The sequence below is a fragment of the Paraburkholderia sp. Clong3 genome (assembly GCF_050436485.1).
Lineage (GTDB): Bacteria > Pseudomonadota > Gammaproteobacteria > Burkholderiales > Burkholderiaceae > Paraburkholderia > Paraburkholderia tuberum.
Genome location: NZ_JBNDMH010000003.1, coordinates 2,542,237 through 2,555,327, shown reverse-complemented (window position 1 = coordinate 2,555,327; position 13,091 = coordinate 2,542,237). Strand labels below are relative to the sequence as shown.

The following is a 13,091-nucleotide window of genomic DNA, read 5'->3' as shown; positions in this document are numbered from 1 at the left end:
GCCGTTCAACTGACGTTGAAATGCACGCGGATGTTTTGCGTGCTTTCGACGGGCCGGCCATCGCGCAGCGCGGGAAAAAAGCGCCAGCGCCGCAACGTGTCGAGCAGCAGCTGATTGAGACGCGGGTTCGGCGTCGCGTGAATGAGCTCGACATCGACCGAGCCGTCGGCGTGGATCGTGAAGCGGGCTGTCGCGATCGTCTGATAGGCCTGCTCGCGCAAGTCGTCGGGCAGCGTCGGTAGCGGTTGCGAGATGGAGCGGGCGGCGGTGTTGGAGCTTGCCGAGGCGGCTGGAGCGGCGTCGCGCTGTGCGGATGATTGCTGCGATCCCGCGGCGGCCGTTTGTTCCGGCTGATCATCTTGCGACGGGCGTTGTGCCTGACTAGCAACCGGTACCGACGGCGCTGCGGCAGCGGGCGTCGTCAGCGTCTGCGGCCTGGTTGGCACAGGCGGCACCGCGCGATGCGCTGAGGTACGCGATTGCGTCTGCGCGTGCCGTGGCGCCTGTTCCGCTGGAACCGCAACCGGAGTTTGCGACGGACGGGATTCAGGCGGCGCAGGCTCGTCGAGCACGACCACGCGCATATCCAGTGGAGCAGGCGGTGGGGCTGGCTGACTCGACTTCAGCAACCCGGACGACAGCGCAGCCAGCACCAGAAGCCAGATACCCAGCGAGATCAGACAAGCGACGGCGGTACGCAGCGGTCCCACAACGTGCCCCCCGAACGTCTCGCGGCAAGCTTTAATCACGATGCACGGCGATCAGAAAGTGTTCGGCGCCCGCGCGTCGCGCCGCAAGCATGGCCTGCACGACCGCGCCGTGACCCGCGTGATCGTCGGCCGCGATGACGACGTTGCCGTCCGCGCGCAGCAGGCGCTTCACTTCAGGCTCGATCTGATCCGCGCGAACGACGTGGCGATTGACCGAGACCTCGTCGTTGCCGTTCACCGATATCGTCAGCGGCTCGCTCGTGCTGATCGGCTGCGCGCGTCCCGAAGGCAGATTGATCCGCACCGCGTCGAGACGTTGCATCGCCAGCGAGGCGAGCATGAAGGTCGCGAGCAGAAAGAACATCACGTCGATCATCGGAATGATTTCGATGCGGCCGCGCCGCGAGGCGCGCGAGCGTTTGAGTTTCATCAGCGCTCGCCTCGCGCCTCTTGTTGCAGGCGCAGCGCGCTGAGTCGCGCGTTGGCGAACAGTTCGAGTTCATCCATCAGACGCTCGAGCCGCCGTGAAAAATAGTTGAACGCGAACAGTGCGAAGACCGCGACGATGAGTCCGATCGCGGTCGCCACCAGCGACTGCGCCACCCCGCCCGTGACACCGCCCGGATCGACGAGCCCATTGCCGCCGAACAGCTGGAATGACTTCATCATCCCGACGATCGTGCCGAGCAAGCCGAGCAGCGGCGCCGCCGTGACGATCGTCTCCAGTAGCCACAGACCGCGGCCCATGTCGCGCTCGATCTGCGATGCGATCGATTGCGCCGACGCCTCGCGCAGCCACAGCGGCGAGTCGGATTCCGACAGCCACGGCGCGGCCATGCGCCGAAACGCGTGGTGCGGGGCGAGACGGTCGAGACGGTTGTCATCGGCTGACGACGTGGGTTGCAAAACACGCGCTGGTGCGCTTGCGAAGCGGGCAAACACATACGCCCGCTCGATGATGATGGTCAATGCGAGCACGCCGAGCACGCTGAGCGGATACATGATCCACCCGCCGGTGCGCATCGCCGCGATAAAGCCTGTCCATTCCTGCATGATGGTTCTCCCTGCCGTCGATCAGAAGTACTTGGTCACGCCCGCATAGACCGCGAAATGCGGACCGTACTGCGGCGCGCCGACGCCGATGCCCGAGCCGTCACGCAACTCGTACACGCGGTTGAATGCGTTGATCACCACCAGACGCGCGTCGAACTTGCCGATCATCGGCTCGTTGAAGTGCTGGATTACGCCGAGGTTGAACTGCGCATAGACGGGCAGGCGGTCGGTGTTCGCAAAGCCGCTGCGCAGGCCGGAGCCGACGATTCCGTCGAACGTGAAGGTGGTCTGGTGGAAGTCGTATGCCGCGCCGAACGATGCGGTCACGCGCTGGTCGTGATCGAGGTACACCCAGTTGTTCGAGATGTACGCCAGTTCGTCCGCACCGAAATTGAACTGCGCGGAGTTGATGTTCTTGCCTTGCGCGCGGCTATACGCGAGGTTCAGATACGCGGAGAGATTGTCCTGTTTGTAGTTGGCGGTGAATTCGACGCCATACGTTCTGCCGTACTGGTAGTTGAACGGCGTGTAGATCAGCGCAGAGCCGAACTGTCCTTCGTCGAGCAGGTCGGTCGATTTCTTGTAGTACGCGTCGAGTCCGAGCGTGACGGCAGGGCCGAGTTTCTGCGTGATGCCGAGATCGAAATAGTGGCTGCGTTCCGGCTGTACAGGATCGTTCTGTGTTACCGAACTCTGATTCGTCGTGCCGTCGAACTTCGATATCGTCGAGCCGGACACGAGTTCGAACGGCGGCGGCGTGAAGTAGCGCGCGTAGCCGGCGTGCAGCGTCGTCGACGACGTGAGCGTGTAGACGAGGCCGACGCGTGGACTCAACTGGCTCGCGCTCGTGTACTCGTCCATGCGGTCGTAGCGCAAGCCATAGTTCAGCGTGAGCCGGTCGGTCAGCTTCCATTCGTCCTGCGCGTACAGGCTGTACAGATAGCCGGTCTTGCTGCTGCTGTCCTGGATGTTGAAGGGCACGTCGGAGAGCTGGTTGCCGTCCGCGTCGGCGGGGAACACAGACACGTTATTGTCGAATATCGCGTGTTCCTGCTGGAAGAAGACGCCCGTGCGAACCGTGTGACTGTCGTTGATGCGCCAAGTCGTATCGACCTGCACGCCGTTGGCTGTGTTGCTATGGAAGTCCTCCGATGCCACGCCGTTGAACATCAGGTCGCCGATCGGATCGGGGTTGAACTTCGTGCGCGTATAGCGCGTAAAGAAGGCGACCTGGTAATCGAGCGCGCCGCCGTTGGTGCCTTGAAGCGCGAGCGCCGCGAAATTGTTCAGCTCCGATTGCGTTTCGTTCAGTTGCGACGAATCGAACGTGCTGTGGCCGTTGAGCGCGAAGTTCGGCGTGAGCCCCGGCGTGTTCGGAATCTCGAACTGGTTGCTGGTCGCGCCGAACAACAGACTCACACGCGTGAGCGGATTGATCAGATACGACAGATAGCCGAATGCATTGCCCTGGCGCGTGTGATCGTGAATCGCATTGGCGCTCGCCGTCGGATTCTCGATGCCGAGATTGTTCATGCCGAGCGAGCCGCTCAGGTAGTAGCTGAACGGTCCCTCGCTGCCGAACACGTCGGCACTCGTTTTGACGGTCTGATGGCTGCCGCCGAATACGTCGATCGAGCCGCCGCTGCCCATGTCGCCCGATTTGGTGCGGATGTCGACGATACCGGCCGTGCGGTAGCCGTACTGCGCGGGCAGGGCGCCAGTGAGCAGGTTCATTTGATCGATGATGCGCGTATCGAGCGACTGGCCGAAGCCGCTGATCGGCTCCGGAATGATGATGCCGTTGATCCGGTATTGCAAATTGGCGTGCTCGCCGCGCACGTGCAGCTGGCCGTACGAGTCGTTGGCGACGCCGGGCGCTTGCAGCAGCACCTGATTGAGCGGCGTGTTCGCGCCCGCCGGCATCGTGTCGATGTCCGCCTGCGTGAAGCGATAGACGCTGCTGCCCGTTTCGGGCAGCAAGCCGTTGCGGGCAGCGTTCAGACGTTGTGCGTTGACCTGCACGTCGAGTGTATCGCTCTTTTGCAGTTGTACGCTGACGCTCGCCGGGGCGCCGGACTGGGCGGTCGCGATGCTGCTGCCGCTTGCAAAACCGGCCGCCGTGACGACGACCGCATACGTGCCGGGCGCCACGCCGTCGATCGAGAAGTGCCCCGACGTGTCCGTGTTCGACGCGCCGATGGAGGCGCCGCTCGCGTCCTGTACCTCCACTTTCGCGTGAGCGACGGGTCGGCCCGCGGGATCGGAGATCGTGCCCGTCAATATGGCGTTGCTCGGCGCGCCCCATGCGTTCGAGACGGCGGTACAGAACACGATCGCCGCCTGTGCGGTCAGTGTGCGTTTTTTCATTGTTGTTGCTCGCGCTATGGACGATGCGTTGATGAACAGAAGCGTTCGGCAAAAGCTCGCCCACCTCGCCCCTGGCCGGCAGGGGAAGGACAGGCGAACCGGAGGTTGACGACGCGCGATAGCAGGCCCGTCGATCAGGACTACTTTTCGATGAGAACGGTAATGGCGATGACGGTCATAAGTGGTCGTTGAGCATGGACTGTCCGCTCATAGGTCGGACGGATTTTGTCGGACGTCGCAGTGGGCCGGTGTGACAAACGGCAGGGCTGGAGCGCCAATTTTTGGCCATGTTATAACATAACAATTGCAGCTGGCAAGTCGCAAGATGAAGGCCGCCGTAGCGCAACGGGTGAGGCATTTGCCCGTTGCCATTCGAAAAACTTGACACAGTGCATATGCACACATAAACTTCGCTCCATGAACCGTCCTCTCTCCTACGACGAATGCAACTGCTTCGCGCTGCGCCAGGCGGCGCGGCACGTCACGCAGATGTACGAGCGCCATCTCGGCAGCGTCGGGCTGACCGCTGCGCAGTTCACGATCCTCGCGAAGCTCGCGCGCACACCGAACCTGCCTATGGCGGAGCTCGCGGACGCGATGGTGATGGAGCGCACCACGCTGGTCCGCGCGATGAAGCCCCTGCAGCGCGACGGCCTCGTGCTGGCCGAGGCGGCGGACCACGACAACCGCACGTTGCTGTTCAGCCTGACGGAAAAAGGCAAGACGACGTTCGATCAGGCCTCCGTCGCATGGCGCGCCGCACAGGACGAATTCGAAAAGAAGTTCGGCCGCGCCCGCGCAAAGACGCTGCGTACCGAGCTGTTCAGCATCACCGGTTAGATCGCGCGTAGGAACCCGCTTCGGCGGGTTTTATGACGCCGCTTAATGTGCATATGCACTAACGAGCAAAGGAAGTGAAGCGAATGGAAGCGCTTTTCGACGACGACTGCTTTGCGATCCGCCAGGCCGCGCGTCACGTATCGCAGATCTACGACCGGCACCTGTCGAATGTCGGGCTGACCATCACGCAGTTTTCGCTGCTGGGGCGCCTGAAGCGCACCGGTCCGATGACGATGAAGCAGATCGCCGAGGCCATGCGCATGCAGCGCACCACGCTGGTCCGTACGATTCAACCGCTGCGACGCGACGGGCTGGTGTCGAGCGAGGCGATGGGCGCGGATGCGCGCGCGCTGCTGATCTCGCTGACCGCCGCGGGCGAAGAGCGGCAAGACGCAGGCCGCGCTCATTGGTATGCCGCCCAGGCCGAGTTCGAGCACCGCTTCGGCGAGGAGCGCGCGGCTGCACTGCGCACCGAGTTGTTTGCGATCACCCGGGATACGCTTTGACATAAACGCTGAAGATAGCGGAGGCCGGCGCACTGCGCCGTTTTTTTCAATCTGAAGAGTGCATACGCACATATCGACACCATGTCCACAACTCCTTCGACCGTCGCGCCGCCAAGCGCGGTACAACCCGCCAGACAGGCGCGGCGTATCCCGTGGATGCTGCTCGCGATCCTCTCCGTTCTCGTCGTGTTGGCGCTTGCCACTTCGTACTGGTTCTTCGTCGGCCGCTTCGTCGAGAGCACCGACGATGCGTACGTCGGCGGCGACGTCACGGTGATGGCGCCGAAGGTCAACGGCTTCGTCACCGACGTGCTCGTGCACGACAACGAGTTCGTGCACGCCAACCAGGTGCTCGTGCGTCTCGATGCCCGCGACTACGACGCGCGCCTCGCCCAAGCGAGCGCTGAAGTGGAGAGCGCGCAGGCCGCCGTCACCGAACTCGAAGCGAAGAAATCACTGCAACTCGCGGCGATCAACGAGCAGGCCGCCGAGGTCCGCGCGTCGGGCGCCGAGCTCACACGCAGCGCCGCCGACCAGACGCGCTACCGCGAGCTCGTGAAAGACGACGCGGTGTCGAACCAGGTCGTCGAGAAGGCCGACGCCGATCTGGCCAAAGCGCGCGCGGCGGTCGATCGCAGCAGCGCGGCGCTGCTCGCGGCGCAACGCCAGATCGCGGTGCTCGACGCTCAGATCGGCGACGCGAAAGCGCGCATCGCGACCGCGCAGGCCGCGCAGCGCGTCGCCGCGTTGAACGTCGAGTACACGACGATCCGCTCGCCGATCGATGGCTATGTCGGCAATCGCACCGCTCGCGTTGGGCTGCTCGCCAACACGGGCGTGTCGCTGCTGACCGTCGTGCCGGCGAGCGGTTTATGGATCGACGCGAACTTCAAGGAAGATCAGCTGCGCAAAATGCATTCGGGCGACAGCGTCGACGTCGAACTCGATGCGTCGAGCACAACGCTGCACGGCGTGGTCGACAGTCTTGCACCGGCGACCGGTGCGACCTTCAGCGTCTTGCCGGCGGAAAACGCGACCGGCAACTTCACGAAGATCGTGCAGCGCGTGCCGGTGCGCGTGCGCCTCGACGTGCCGAAGGACATGCAGGGCGTGCTGCGTCCGGGCCTGTCCGCGACCGTGAAAGTGCACCTCGATGCGGGCCATCCGGCCGCGCAGGGATGAACCGATCATGACTCACGCTTTTGACAACCCCGCCGACCAGCCGACCCGCACCAAGGTCTTCGCATTCGCGCTGATGTGCCTCGGTTTTTTCATGGCGACGCTCGATATCCAGATCGTCGCATCGTCGCTGCGCGATATCGGCGGCGGACTGTCCGCCAGTCAGGATGAACTCTCCTGGGTGCAGACCTCGTATCTGATCGCGGAGATCATCGTGATTCCGATGTCGGGGTGGCTCACGCGCGTGTTCTCGACGCGCTGGGTCTTCACCTTCTCCGCGTTCGGCTTCACGGTCACCAGCATGCTGTGCGGTCTCGCGTGGGACATCAACTCGATGATCCTGTTTCGCGGTCTGCAAGGCGCGCTCGGTGCCGCAATGATCCCGACCGTGTTCACGACCGCGTTCGTGCTGTTTCCCGGCAAGCAGCGTTTGATCGCGTCGACGACGATCGGCGCGCTTGCGTCGCTTGCGCCGACGATCGGCCCGGTGATCGGCGGCTGGATCACGTCGCAATGGTCGTGGCACTGGCTGTTCTATCTGAACCTGGTACCGGGCGTCGCCGTCACGCTGTTGGTGCCGAAGTACGTGCATATCGACAAGGTCGATCTGTCCTTGCTGAAAAAGGGCGACTACTTCGGCATCCTGCTGATGTCGGGTTTTCTCGGTTGCCTCGAATACGTGCTCGAAGAGGGACCGCGCAAAAACTGGTTCGGCGACGACGTGATCGTGCTGTGCGCGTGGGTCGCGGCCATCTGCGGGTTTCTGTTCTTCGTGCATGCGTTCACCGCGAAGGAACCGATCGTCGATCTGCGCGCACTGGCGTTGCGCAATTTCGGTATCGGCAGTCTGCTGTCGTTCATTACCGGGATCGGAATCTTCTGCACCGTGTTTCTGACGCCGGTGTTTCTTGCGCGCGTGCGCGGCTTCGATTCGTTGCAGATTGGTCTCGCGTTGCTGTCCGTTGGCTGTTTTCAGCTGCTCGCGCTGGCCGCCTACTCGACGCTCGCGCGCTTCGTCGATATGCGCATGCTGATGGTGTTCGGACTCGCGCTGTTTGGCATCGGCTGCTATCTGTACGTGCCGTTGACGAACCAATGGGGCTGGCAGCAGTTGCTGATTCCGCAAGCGTTGCGCGGAATTGGCCAGCAATTCTGTATTCCGCCGATCGTGACGATGGCGCTGGGTGCGTTGCCGCCGTCGCGGCTGCGCTCCGCGAGCGGGCTGTTCAATCTGATGCGCAATCTCGGCGGTGCGATCGGCATCGCGGTCAGCAGCACGATGTTGAACGACCGTCTCAACCTGCACTACGAACGACTCGACGAACATCTGAATGCGGGCCGTCCGGTCGTCGAATCGATCTTGCAGAAGCAGGCCGAGTATCTGTCGGCCGTTGGTGGTGATGTCTTGAACGCCGCGAGTGCGGGGCTCGCCGAATTGCACGCGGCATTGATGCGCGAAGCGCTGGTGCTCGCATTCTCGGACGCCTTTTTGGCGGTTGCGCTGTGCTTCGTGGTCGGCTTGCTGAGCGTGCTGTTTTCGCGCCCGTTCGGCAACACCGCGCCCCCGCCCGATGCCCATTAAGAGACCAACATGAAACGAATCGTGATGAAGTTACTGGCGAGCGCGGCGTTCCTGACGCTCGCGGCCTGCGCGGTGCAACCCGCGACGCACGCGGATTTGCCGCGTACGGTGCAGACGCTCGCGCCGGCCGCGTGGAGCGTCGACGCGCCGCAAGACAGCGTGAACACCGATGCCTGGTGGGCGCAATTCGGCGACCCGGTGATGCATCAGCTGATCGAATCGGTGTTGACCGGCAACCTCGACGTGCAGGCCGCGGCCGAACGCGTGAAGCAGGCGCAGGACCTGGTGACGCAGAATCGCGCGGCGCTGCTGCCGGAGCTGAATGCGAACGCGGGCGCGTCGACCGAGCGGCAGAACACGCCGCCGCCGCTCGGCTATGTGCGCCAGGCCGGCTTCGGCCTCGCCGCGAGCTGGACGCCGGACGTGTTCGGCGGCGAACGTCTCGCGGTGCTCGCCTCGCAGGCGCAGGTGTCGGGTAGCGTTGCGGCGCTGAACCAGTTGCGGCTCGCGCTCGCCGCGAACACGGCGGCTGCGTATATCGATCTACGCTGGGCGCAGGCGCAATTGCAGATCCTCGACGACAACGAGCAGATTCGCAGCCGCGCGCTGAAGCTCACGCAGGAGCGTCTGCATTACGGCCTCTCGACGCAGCTCGACGTCGCCCGCGCGCAGAATCAGTTGCAGGACTTGCAGGCGCAGATTCCGCGTATGCAATCGGCGGTGCAGCATCAACTGAGTCTGATCGCCGTGTATTCGGGGCGTACGCCGGAAAGCCTCGATACGCTGCTGCTTTCCAACGCGCGCGAGATTCCGGTGCCTGCGCAAAGCGCGCCGCAGGTGTTGCCGTCCGACGCGTTGCTGCATCGACCCGACGTGCGCACCGCCTATGCGCTCGTCGAACAGCGTGCGGCGGAAGTGGGGGTATCGAAGGCGCAGCGCTATCCGCAGTTCAAGATCAACCTGACGAATGGGCTGCTCGCATCGTCGTACCTTGGCTTGCCGACGCTGACCGACAATCTGTTCAGCGCTGCGTTGAATGCGACGAGCCCGATCTTCAACGCCGGGCGCATCACCGCGAACATCGACGCGAGCGAGAGCCGCATGCGCGAATCGCAGCTCGGCTTGCAACAGACGATGTTGCAGGCGCTGAAGGAAGTCGAGGACAATCGCAGCGATCTCGTCAGCGGCGCGGTGCAGGTGCAGCGCCTGGCCGGTGCCCTCGATGCGTCGAATCACGCGCTGCGCTTGTCGACCGAGCTGTATAAGGGCGGTGCGTCGAGCTTCCTCGATGTGCTCGACGCGCAGGAAGCGTATCTGCGCGACTCGGAGTCGCTCAACCAGGCCCGTCGCGAGCACGCGCTTTCGGCGATCGCGCTGTACCGGTCGCTGGGGGGCGGGTGGGAGCAGGGGGAAACGGTGGCGGCGCAGTGACGGCAGCGACATGAAAGCGTATGGGAGGGTTGAAGTCCGATCAAGCGTTTCGCAATCGTGCCTCGCACGCACCATCTGGCCGACACCACCCGCCTGCTGGCAACACTCCCGGAACCGATCCCCCAATCTTTGCTACATTCCTGCACAAGCACCGAATACGCGGCACGCATGAAGATGCGTCCGCCAGCGACGCGCATGATCGGCAAATCGAAATCTTTCAAGAGGCTCAAGATGCGAATTCTGGTAGTAGGAGCGGGCGCGGTAGGCGGTTATTTCGGCGGACGTCTGGCCGCGGCGGGGCAGGATGTGACCTTCCTCGTACGCGCCGGTCGCGCGGAAAAGCTACGGAGCGACGGCCTCGTCATCAACAGCCCGCGCGGCAATCTCCAGTTGCCCGACGTGAAGACGATACTGGCCGGTGTCGCCGCCGAGCCGTTCGACCTCGTGCTGCTGAGCTGCAAGGCCTACAGTCTCGACGACGCGATCGATTCGTTCACGCCGTTCGTCGGCGAAGACACGCTGATCCTGCCGATGCTCAACGGCATGCGCCATATCGACGTGCTGACCGCGAGCTTCGGCAAGGAGCGCGTGCTCGGCGGTCAGTGCGTGATCGCCGCGACGCTCGATGCCGAGCAGCACATCGTGCATCTGAACGACATGCACGCGATCACGTTCGGCGAACTCGTGGGCGGCACCTCGGAGCGCACCGAGGCGATTGCCGATGCAATGTCCGGGGCGAACTTCGACGTCGCAATCAGCGACAACATCCTGCTGCGCATGTGGGAAAAATGGGTGTTCCTCGCCACCTTGGCCGCGAGTACGTGCTTGATGCGCGGTTCGGTCGGCGATATCCTGGCTGCGCCGGACGGCAAGCGCGTGATTGAGAATCTGCTCGGCGAATGCCGCGCGGCGGCCGAGCACAACGGCTTCACGATGGCCGCGGACTTCGACGTGCGCGCTACCCAGGTGCTGCTGACGCCGTCGCCGCTGACCGCGTCGATGCTGCGCGACGTCGAAAACCGCTCGCACACCGAGGCGGATCATATCCTCGGCGACCTGATCTCGCGCGGCGGCGACGCGCAACAGGGCGAACACGGCGTGTCGCTGCTGCGCATCGCCTATAGTCATCTGAAGACGTACGAAGCTCGCCAAACCCGCACTTCCTGACGGCTCGCCGCGGCCGACGCGAACGCGGATCGGGCGGATGGCGCGACGCACGCGAGCGCCGCCGCAACCTGACGATCGGAGGTCAAGCATGCCGGCTCCAACTGGATCGGTGCCCGCGCTCAGCGCCGCTTCCGCGACCGTGTTCTCGATCGGCATCGTGTTTCTCGGCTACTGGGGTATGTATGAGCCAACTGCCTGGCACAAGGCCGACGTCGTGGTCTTTGTGCTCGCGCTGGCCGGCTTCGCGTGCCTGGGCCTCGTGCCATGGATGGCGACGAGTCCCGTCGAGCCGGAGAACAGCGACTCACGCGTGCGTATCGCGCGGCATCTGTTTCTCGCGGGCGTGACCGCGATATGGCTCGCGGTGGCGGTCTCCGTGATCTTCTGAAGCTCCGCGAAGACGAGCCGCTGCTTACTCCGGCATCTTCCTGAACGAGACCGCAATGCGGTTCCAGCCGTTGATCGCAACGATCAGCGGCGTCAGGTCGCTGATTTCCTGCTCGCTGAAATGCGGCTTCATCGCGTCCCATACCGTATCCGGCACGCGCGTTTGCGCGCGTCGGGCGTCCGTGGCGGTAAGCTTGCGTTCGCCACTGGTCGGTCGAAATAACCATTTCGCCGATATTTGAGGTAACCACCCGAATGGACATTCACATCGCGGTCGAAGGCCATCACGATCTGTCCGGACAGATTTATCGGCAGTTGCGCGCGGGCATTCTCGAAGGGCGCCTTGCCGGCGGCACGCGTCTGCCGTCCACGCGCGATCTCGCGACGCAGCTCGGTGTGTCGCGCAAGACCACGCTCGACGTATTCGAGCGGCTGCTGTCAGAAGGTTATCTGAGCGCCCGCGCCGGTTCGGGCACCTTCGTCGCCCTGATCGTCGGCAAGCTGCCGGACAAGGCACGGCTCGTCTACGTGACGCCTTCGCATCTTCGGCTATGGCAGTATCGCGGCCGAACATATCGACACGGCGCTGACGACGCTCGCCGACATCCTGGAGCGCATCGCACGCTGAAACGGAGCTCGCCGCAAGCGAGGCGTGGGCATCGTCGAAACGTTGGGGGGTGCGTTGCTTGACGCGTCAAACGAAGAAAATGCCCTGTTTCAAGGGGCGAAAACACCGGCTCGCCCCGACGCAACCGCCTCGAAACCACGGCCGAAACGAACTGTAACGAGCGTTACTCCTGCATGTCAAAGAGCTCGCCACGCGCGTTTTAGCCGCTAAAACAGGGACTAAAACGTGTTGCACCGTCGGCGCCGCGCAAAAAACTTCATCGCAATACATAAAAGAGTCGCGCAAATCGCTTTAGCGCTTGTAGAATCCCGCGTTGAAGCGTGCACATACGGTGTGCGCTTCGAGCAATTCACTGACCACAACAGGTAGGAGAAACATGCCGACTTCCGCAAAAAAGGTGGCCAAGAAGGCTGCTGCCCCGGTACCGACCAAGAAGGTTGCTGCAAAGAAAGTTCCTGCGAAGAAAGCCGTCGCAGCCAAGAAGGTCGCCGTGAAGGCGTCTGGCGCACCGTCGCCGATCAAGGACACCTTCACGAAGGCCTCGTTGGCAGCTCACATCGCTGAACGCGCTGCAGTGGAACCGAAGACCGCCAAGGCCGTGCTGGCCGCGCTCGAAGACACGATCCTCGGCACGGTGCACAAGAAGGGCGCTGGCGAATTCACGCTGTCGGGTCTGCTGAAGATCGTCGTGCAGGCTGTGCCGGCGAAGAAGAAGCGCTTCGGCAAGGACCCGTTCACGGGTGAAGAGCGCTGGTTCCCGGCCAAGCCGGCCAGCGTGCGCATCAAGACACGCGCGCTGAAGAAGCTGAAAGACGCAGCGGCAGCCTGAACGCGTTGCTCGCACGACTCAGGCGTCGGCATGGCGCTGTTGTGTTTAACCATGCCTGACGTTTGAGTGCGTGAAAAAGCGCCTGCATGCAGGTGATCGAAGTCCCCGTGGATGAAGATTCACGGGGACTTTCTTATGCGCTCGCTTCGTAGTGCGCGTCGAGTCCATTGGCGAAACGGCAAGCGCGCCCTCTCATAGTGTGCTCCCTGATGGCGCACACGCACCTGACTGGCGCATCATGATCCACGACAGTACGATCAACGCAATCCGACGCCCTGCGGATGCGCCATTAGCGGGCACGGCAACGCGCTCTATCCCGACACATTCAATGGCATAACGCTTGCTTGATCGAAGGTCGAATACCGAATGCGCAGCGCATTCGCCTTCTATTTGACAACAAGACTGGGGCTGA

At 63.2% G+C, this 13,091-nt stretch carries 13 protein-coding genes and 1 pseudogene; 9 read left to right on the top strand and 5 right to left on the bottom strand.

Translation table 11 applies throughout. The features are described 5' to 3' along the window. Positions 1–5: 5 nt before the first annotated feature. The 4 genes from OKW30_RS35040 to OKW30_RS35025 form a co-directional block, all read right to left on the bottom strand. Positions 6–446, bottom strand: coding sequence for an energy transducer TonB (locus OKW30_RS35040; protein ID WP_429348890.1), 441 nt, complete (start codon positions 444–446; stop codon positions 6–8). A gap of 295 nt (positions 447–741) precedes the next feature. After that, on the bottom strand, positions 742–1,140 hold the full coding sequence (locus OKW30_RS35035; RefSeq protein ID WP_184007118.1) for an ExbD/TolR family protein: 399 nt from the start codon (positions 1,138–1,140) through the stop codon (positions 742–744). Next, entirely contained in the window at positions 1,140–1,763 is a 624-nt protein-coding gene (locus tag OKW30_RS35030; protein ID WP_090807159.1) for a MotA/TolQ/ExbB proton channel family protein, read from the bottom strand. Before OKW30_RS35030 ends, OKW30_RS35035 begins: the two co-directional genes overlap by 1 nt. 21 nt (positions 1,764–1,784) lie before the next feature. Then, positions 1,785–4,130: a TonB-dependent receptor gene (locus tag OKW30_RS35025; protein WP_429348889.1), complete on the bottom strand. Its 2,346-nt coding sequence runs from the start codon at positions 4,128–4,130 to the stop codon at positions 1,785–1,787. 417 nt (positions 4,131–4,547) lie between these two features. On the opposite strand from OKW30_RS35025, the gene OKW30_RS35020 reads away from it, so the two are divergent. From OKW30_RS35020 to OKW30_RS34990, 7 genes are all read left to right on the top strand, one after another. After that, positions 4,548–4,970 (top strand): MarR family winged helix-turn-helix transcriptional regulator, encoded by a 423-nt coding sequence (locus OKW30_RS35020; RefSeq protein WP_184063138.1) that lies wholly within the window; start codon positions 4,548–4,550, stop codon positions 4,968–4,970. 83 nt (positions 4,971–5,053) lie between these two features. Then, positions 5,054–5,476: a MarR family winged helix-turn-helix transcriptional regulator gene (locus tag OKW30_RS35015; protein WP_184025155.1), complete on the top strand. Its 423-nt coding sequence runs from the start codon at positions 5,054–5,056 to the stop codon at positions 5,474–5,476. Positions 5,477–5,557: 81 nt separating this feature from the next. Further along, on the top strand, positions 5,558–6,658 hold the full coding sequence (locus OKW30_RS35010) for an HlyD family secretion protein (protein WP_429291601.1): 1,101 nt from the start codon (positions 5,558–5,560) through the stop codon (positions 6,656–6,658). Between the two features lie 7 nt (positions 6,659–6,665). Then, on the top strand, positions 6,666–8,237 hold the full coding sequence (locus OKW30_RS35005) for a DHA2 family efflux MFS transporter permease subunit (protein WP_429348888.1): 1,572 nt from the start codon (positions 6,666–6,668) through the stop codon (positions 8,235–8,237). A gap of 9 nt (positions 8,238–8,246) precedes the next feature. Then, on the top strand, positions 8,247–9,668 hold the full coding sequence (locus tag OKW30_RS35000; protein ID WP_429348887.1) for an efflux transporter outer membrane subunit: 1,422 nt from the start codon (positions 8,247–8,249) through the stop codon (positions 9,666–9,668). 231 nt (positions 9,669–9,899) lie between these two features. After that, a complete protein-coding gene (panE, locus tag OKW30_RS34995; RefSeq protein ID WP_184063130.1) occupies positions 9,900–10,835 on the top strand; it encodes a 2-dehydropantoate 2-reductase in 936 nt (311 codons plus the stop codon). 88 nt (positions 10,836–10,923) lie between these two features. Next, positions 10,924–11,223: a hypothetical protein gene (locus OKW30_RS34990; protein ID WP_184063128.1), complete on the top strand. Its 300-nt coding sequence runs from the start codon at positions 10,924–10,926 to the stop codon at positions 11,221–11,223. 24 nt (positions 11,224–11,247) lie between these two features. On the opposite strand, the gene OKW30_RS34985 is transcribed toward OKW30_RS34990, so the two are convergent. After that, positions 11,248–11,379 (bottom strand): hypothetical protein, encoded by a 132-nt coding sequence (locus OKW30_RS34985; RefSeq protein ID WP_429348886.1) that lies wholly within the window; start codon positions 11,377–11,379, stop codon positions 11,248–11,250. A 98-nt stretch (positions 11,380–11,477) separates the two neighbouring features. Between OKW30_RS34985 and OKW30_RS34980 the strand changes: the two are divergent. After that, positions 11,478–11,729 (top strand): annotated as a pseudogene (locus OKW30_RS34980) (GntR family transcriptional regulator); the annotation flags it as partial. A 497-nt stretch (positions 11,730–12,226) separates the two neighbouring features. After that, positions 12,227–12,679, top strand: coding sequence for an HU family DNA-binding protein (locus OKW30_RS34975; protein ID WP_090807144.1), 453 nt, complete (start codon positions 12,227–12,229; stop codon positions 12,677–12,679). Positions 12,680–13,091: the final 412 nt, after the last annotated feature.

Bases quoted from the DNA above. Each gene is read 5' to 3' on its own strand.
- OKW30_RS35035 (WP_184007118.1), bottom strand. From the start codon at position 1,140: ATGAAACTCAAACGCTCGCGCGCCTCGCGGCGCGGCCGCATCGAAATC.
- OKW30_RS35030 (WP_090807159.1), bottom strand. From the start codon at position 1,763: ATGCAGGAATGGACAGGCTTTATCGCGGCGATGCGCACCGGCGGGTGG.
- OKW30_RS35025 (WP_429348889.1), bottom strand. From the start codon at position 4,130: ATGAAAAAACGCACACTGACCGCACAGGCGGCGATCGTGTTCTGTACC.
- OKW30_RS35020 (WP_184063138.1), top strand. From the start codon at position 4,548: ATGAACCGTCCTCTCTCCTACGACGAATGCAACTGCTTCGCGCTGCGC.
- OKW30_RS35015 (WP_184025155.1), top strand. From the start codon at position 5,054: ATGGAAGCGCTTTTCGACGACGACTGCTTTGCGATCCGCCAGGCCGCG.
- OKW30_RS35010 (WP_429291601.1), top strand. From the start codon at position 5,558: ATGTCCACAACTCCTTCGACCGTCGCGCCGCCAAGCGCGGTACAACCC.
- OKW30_RS35005 (WP_429348888.1), top strand. From the start codon at position 6,666: ATGACTCACGCTTTTGACAACCCCGCCGACCAGCCGACCCGCACCAAG.
- OKW30_RS35000 (WP_429348887.1), top strand. From the start codon at position 8,247: ATGAAACGAATCGTGATGAAGTTACTGGCGAGCGCGGCGTTCCTGACG.
- panE (WP_184063130.1), top strand. From the start codon at position 9,900: ATGCGAATTCTGGTAGTAGGAGCGGGCGCGGTAGGCGGTTATTTCGGC.
- OKW30_RS34990 (WP_184063128.1), top strand. From the start codon at position 10,924: ATGCCGGCTCCAACTGGATCGGTGCCCGCGCTCAGCGCCGCTTCCGCG.
- OKW30_RS34975 (WP_090807144.1), top strand. From the start codon at position 12,227: ATGCCGACTTCCGCAAAAAAGGTGGCCAAGAAGGCTGCTGCCCCGGTA.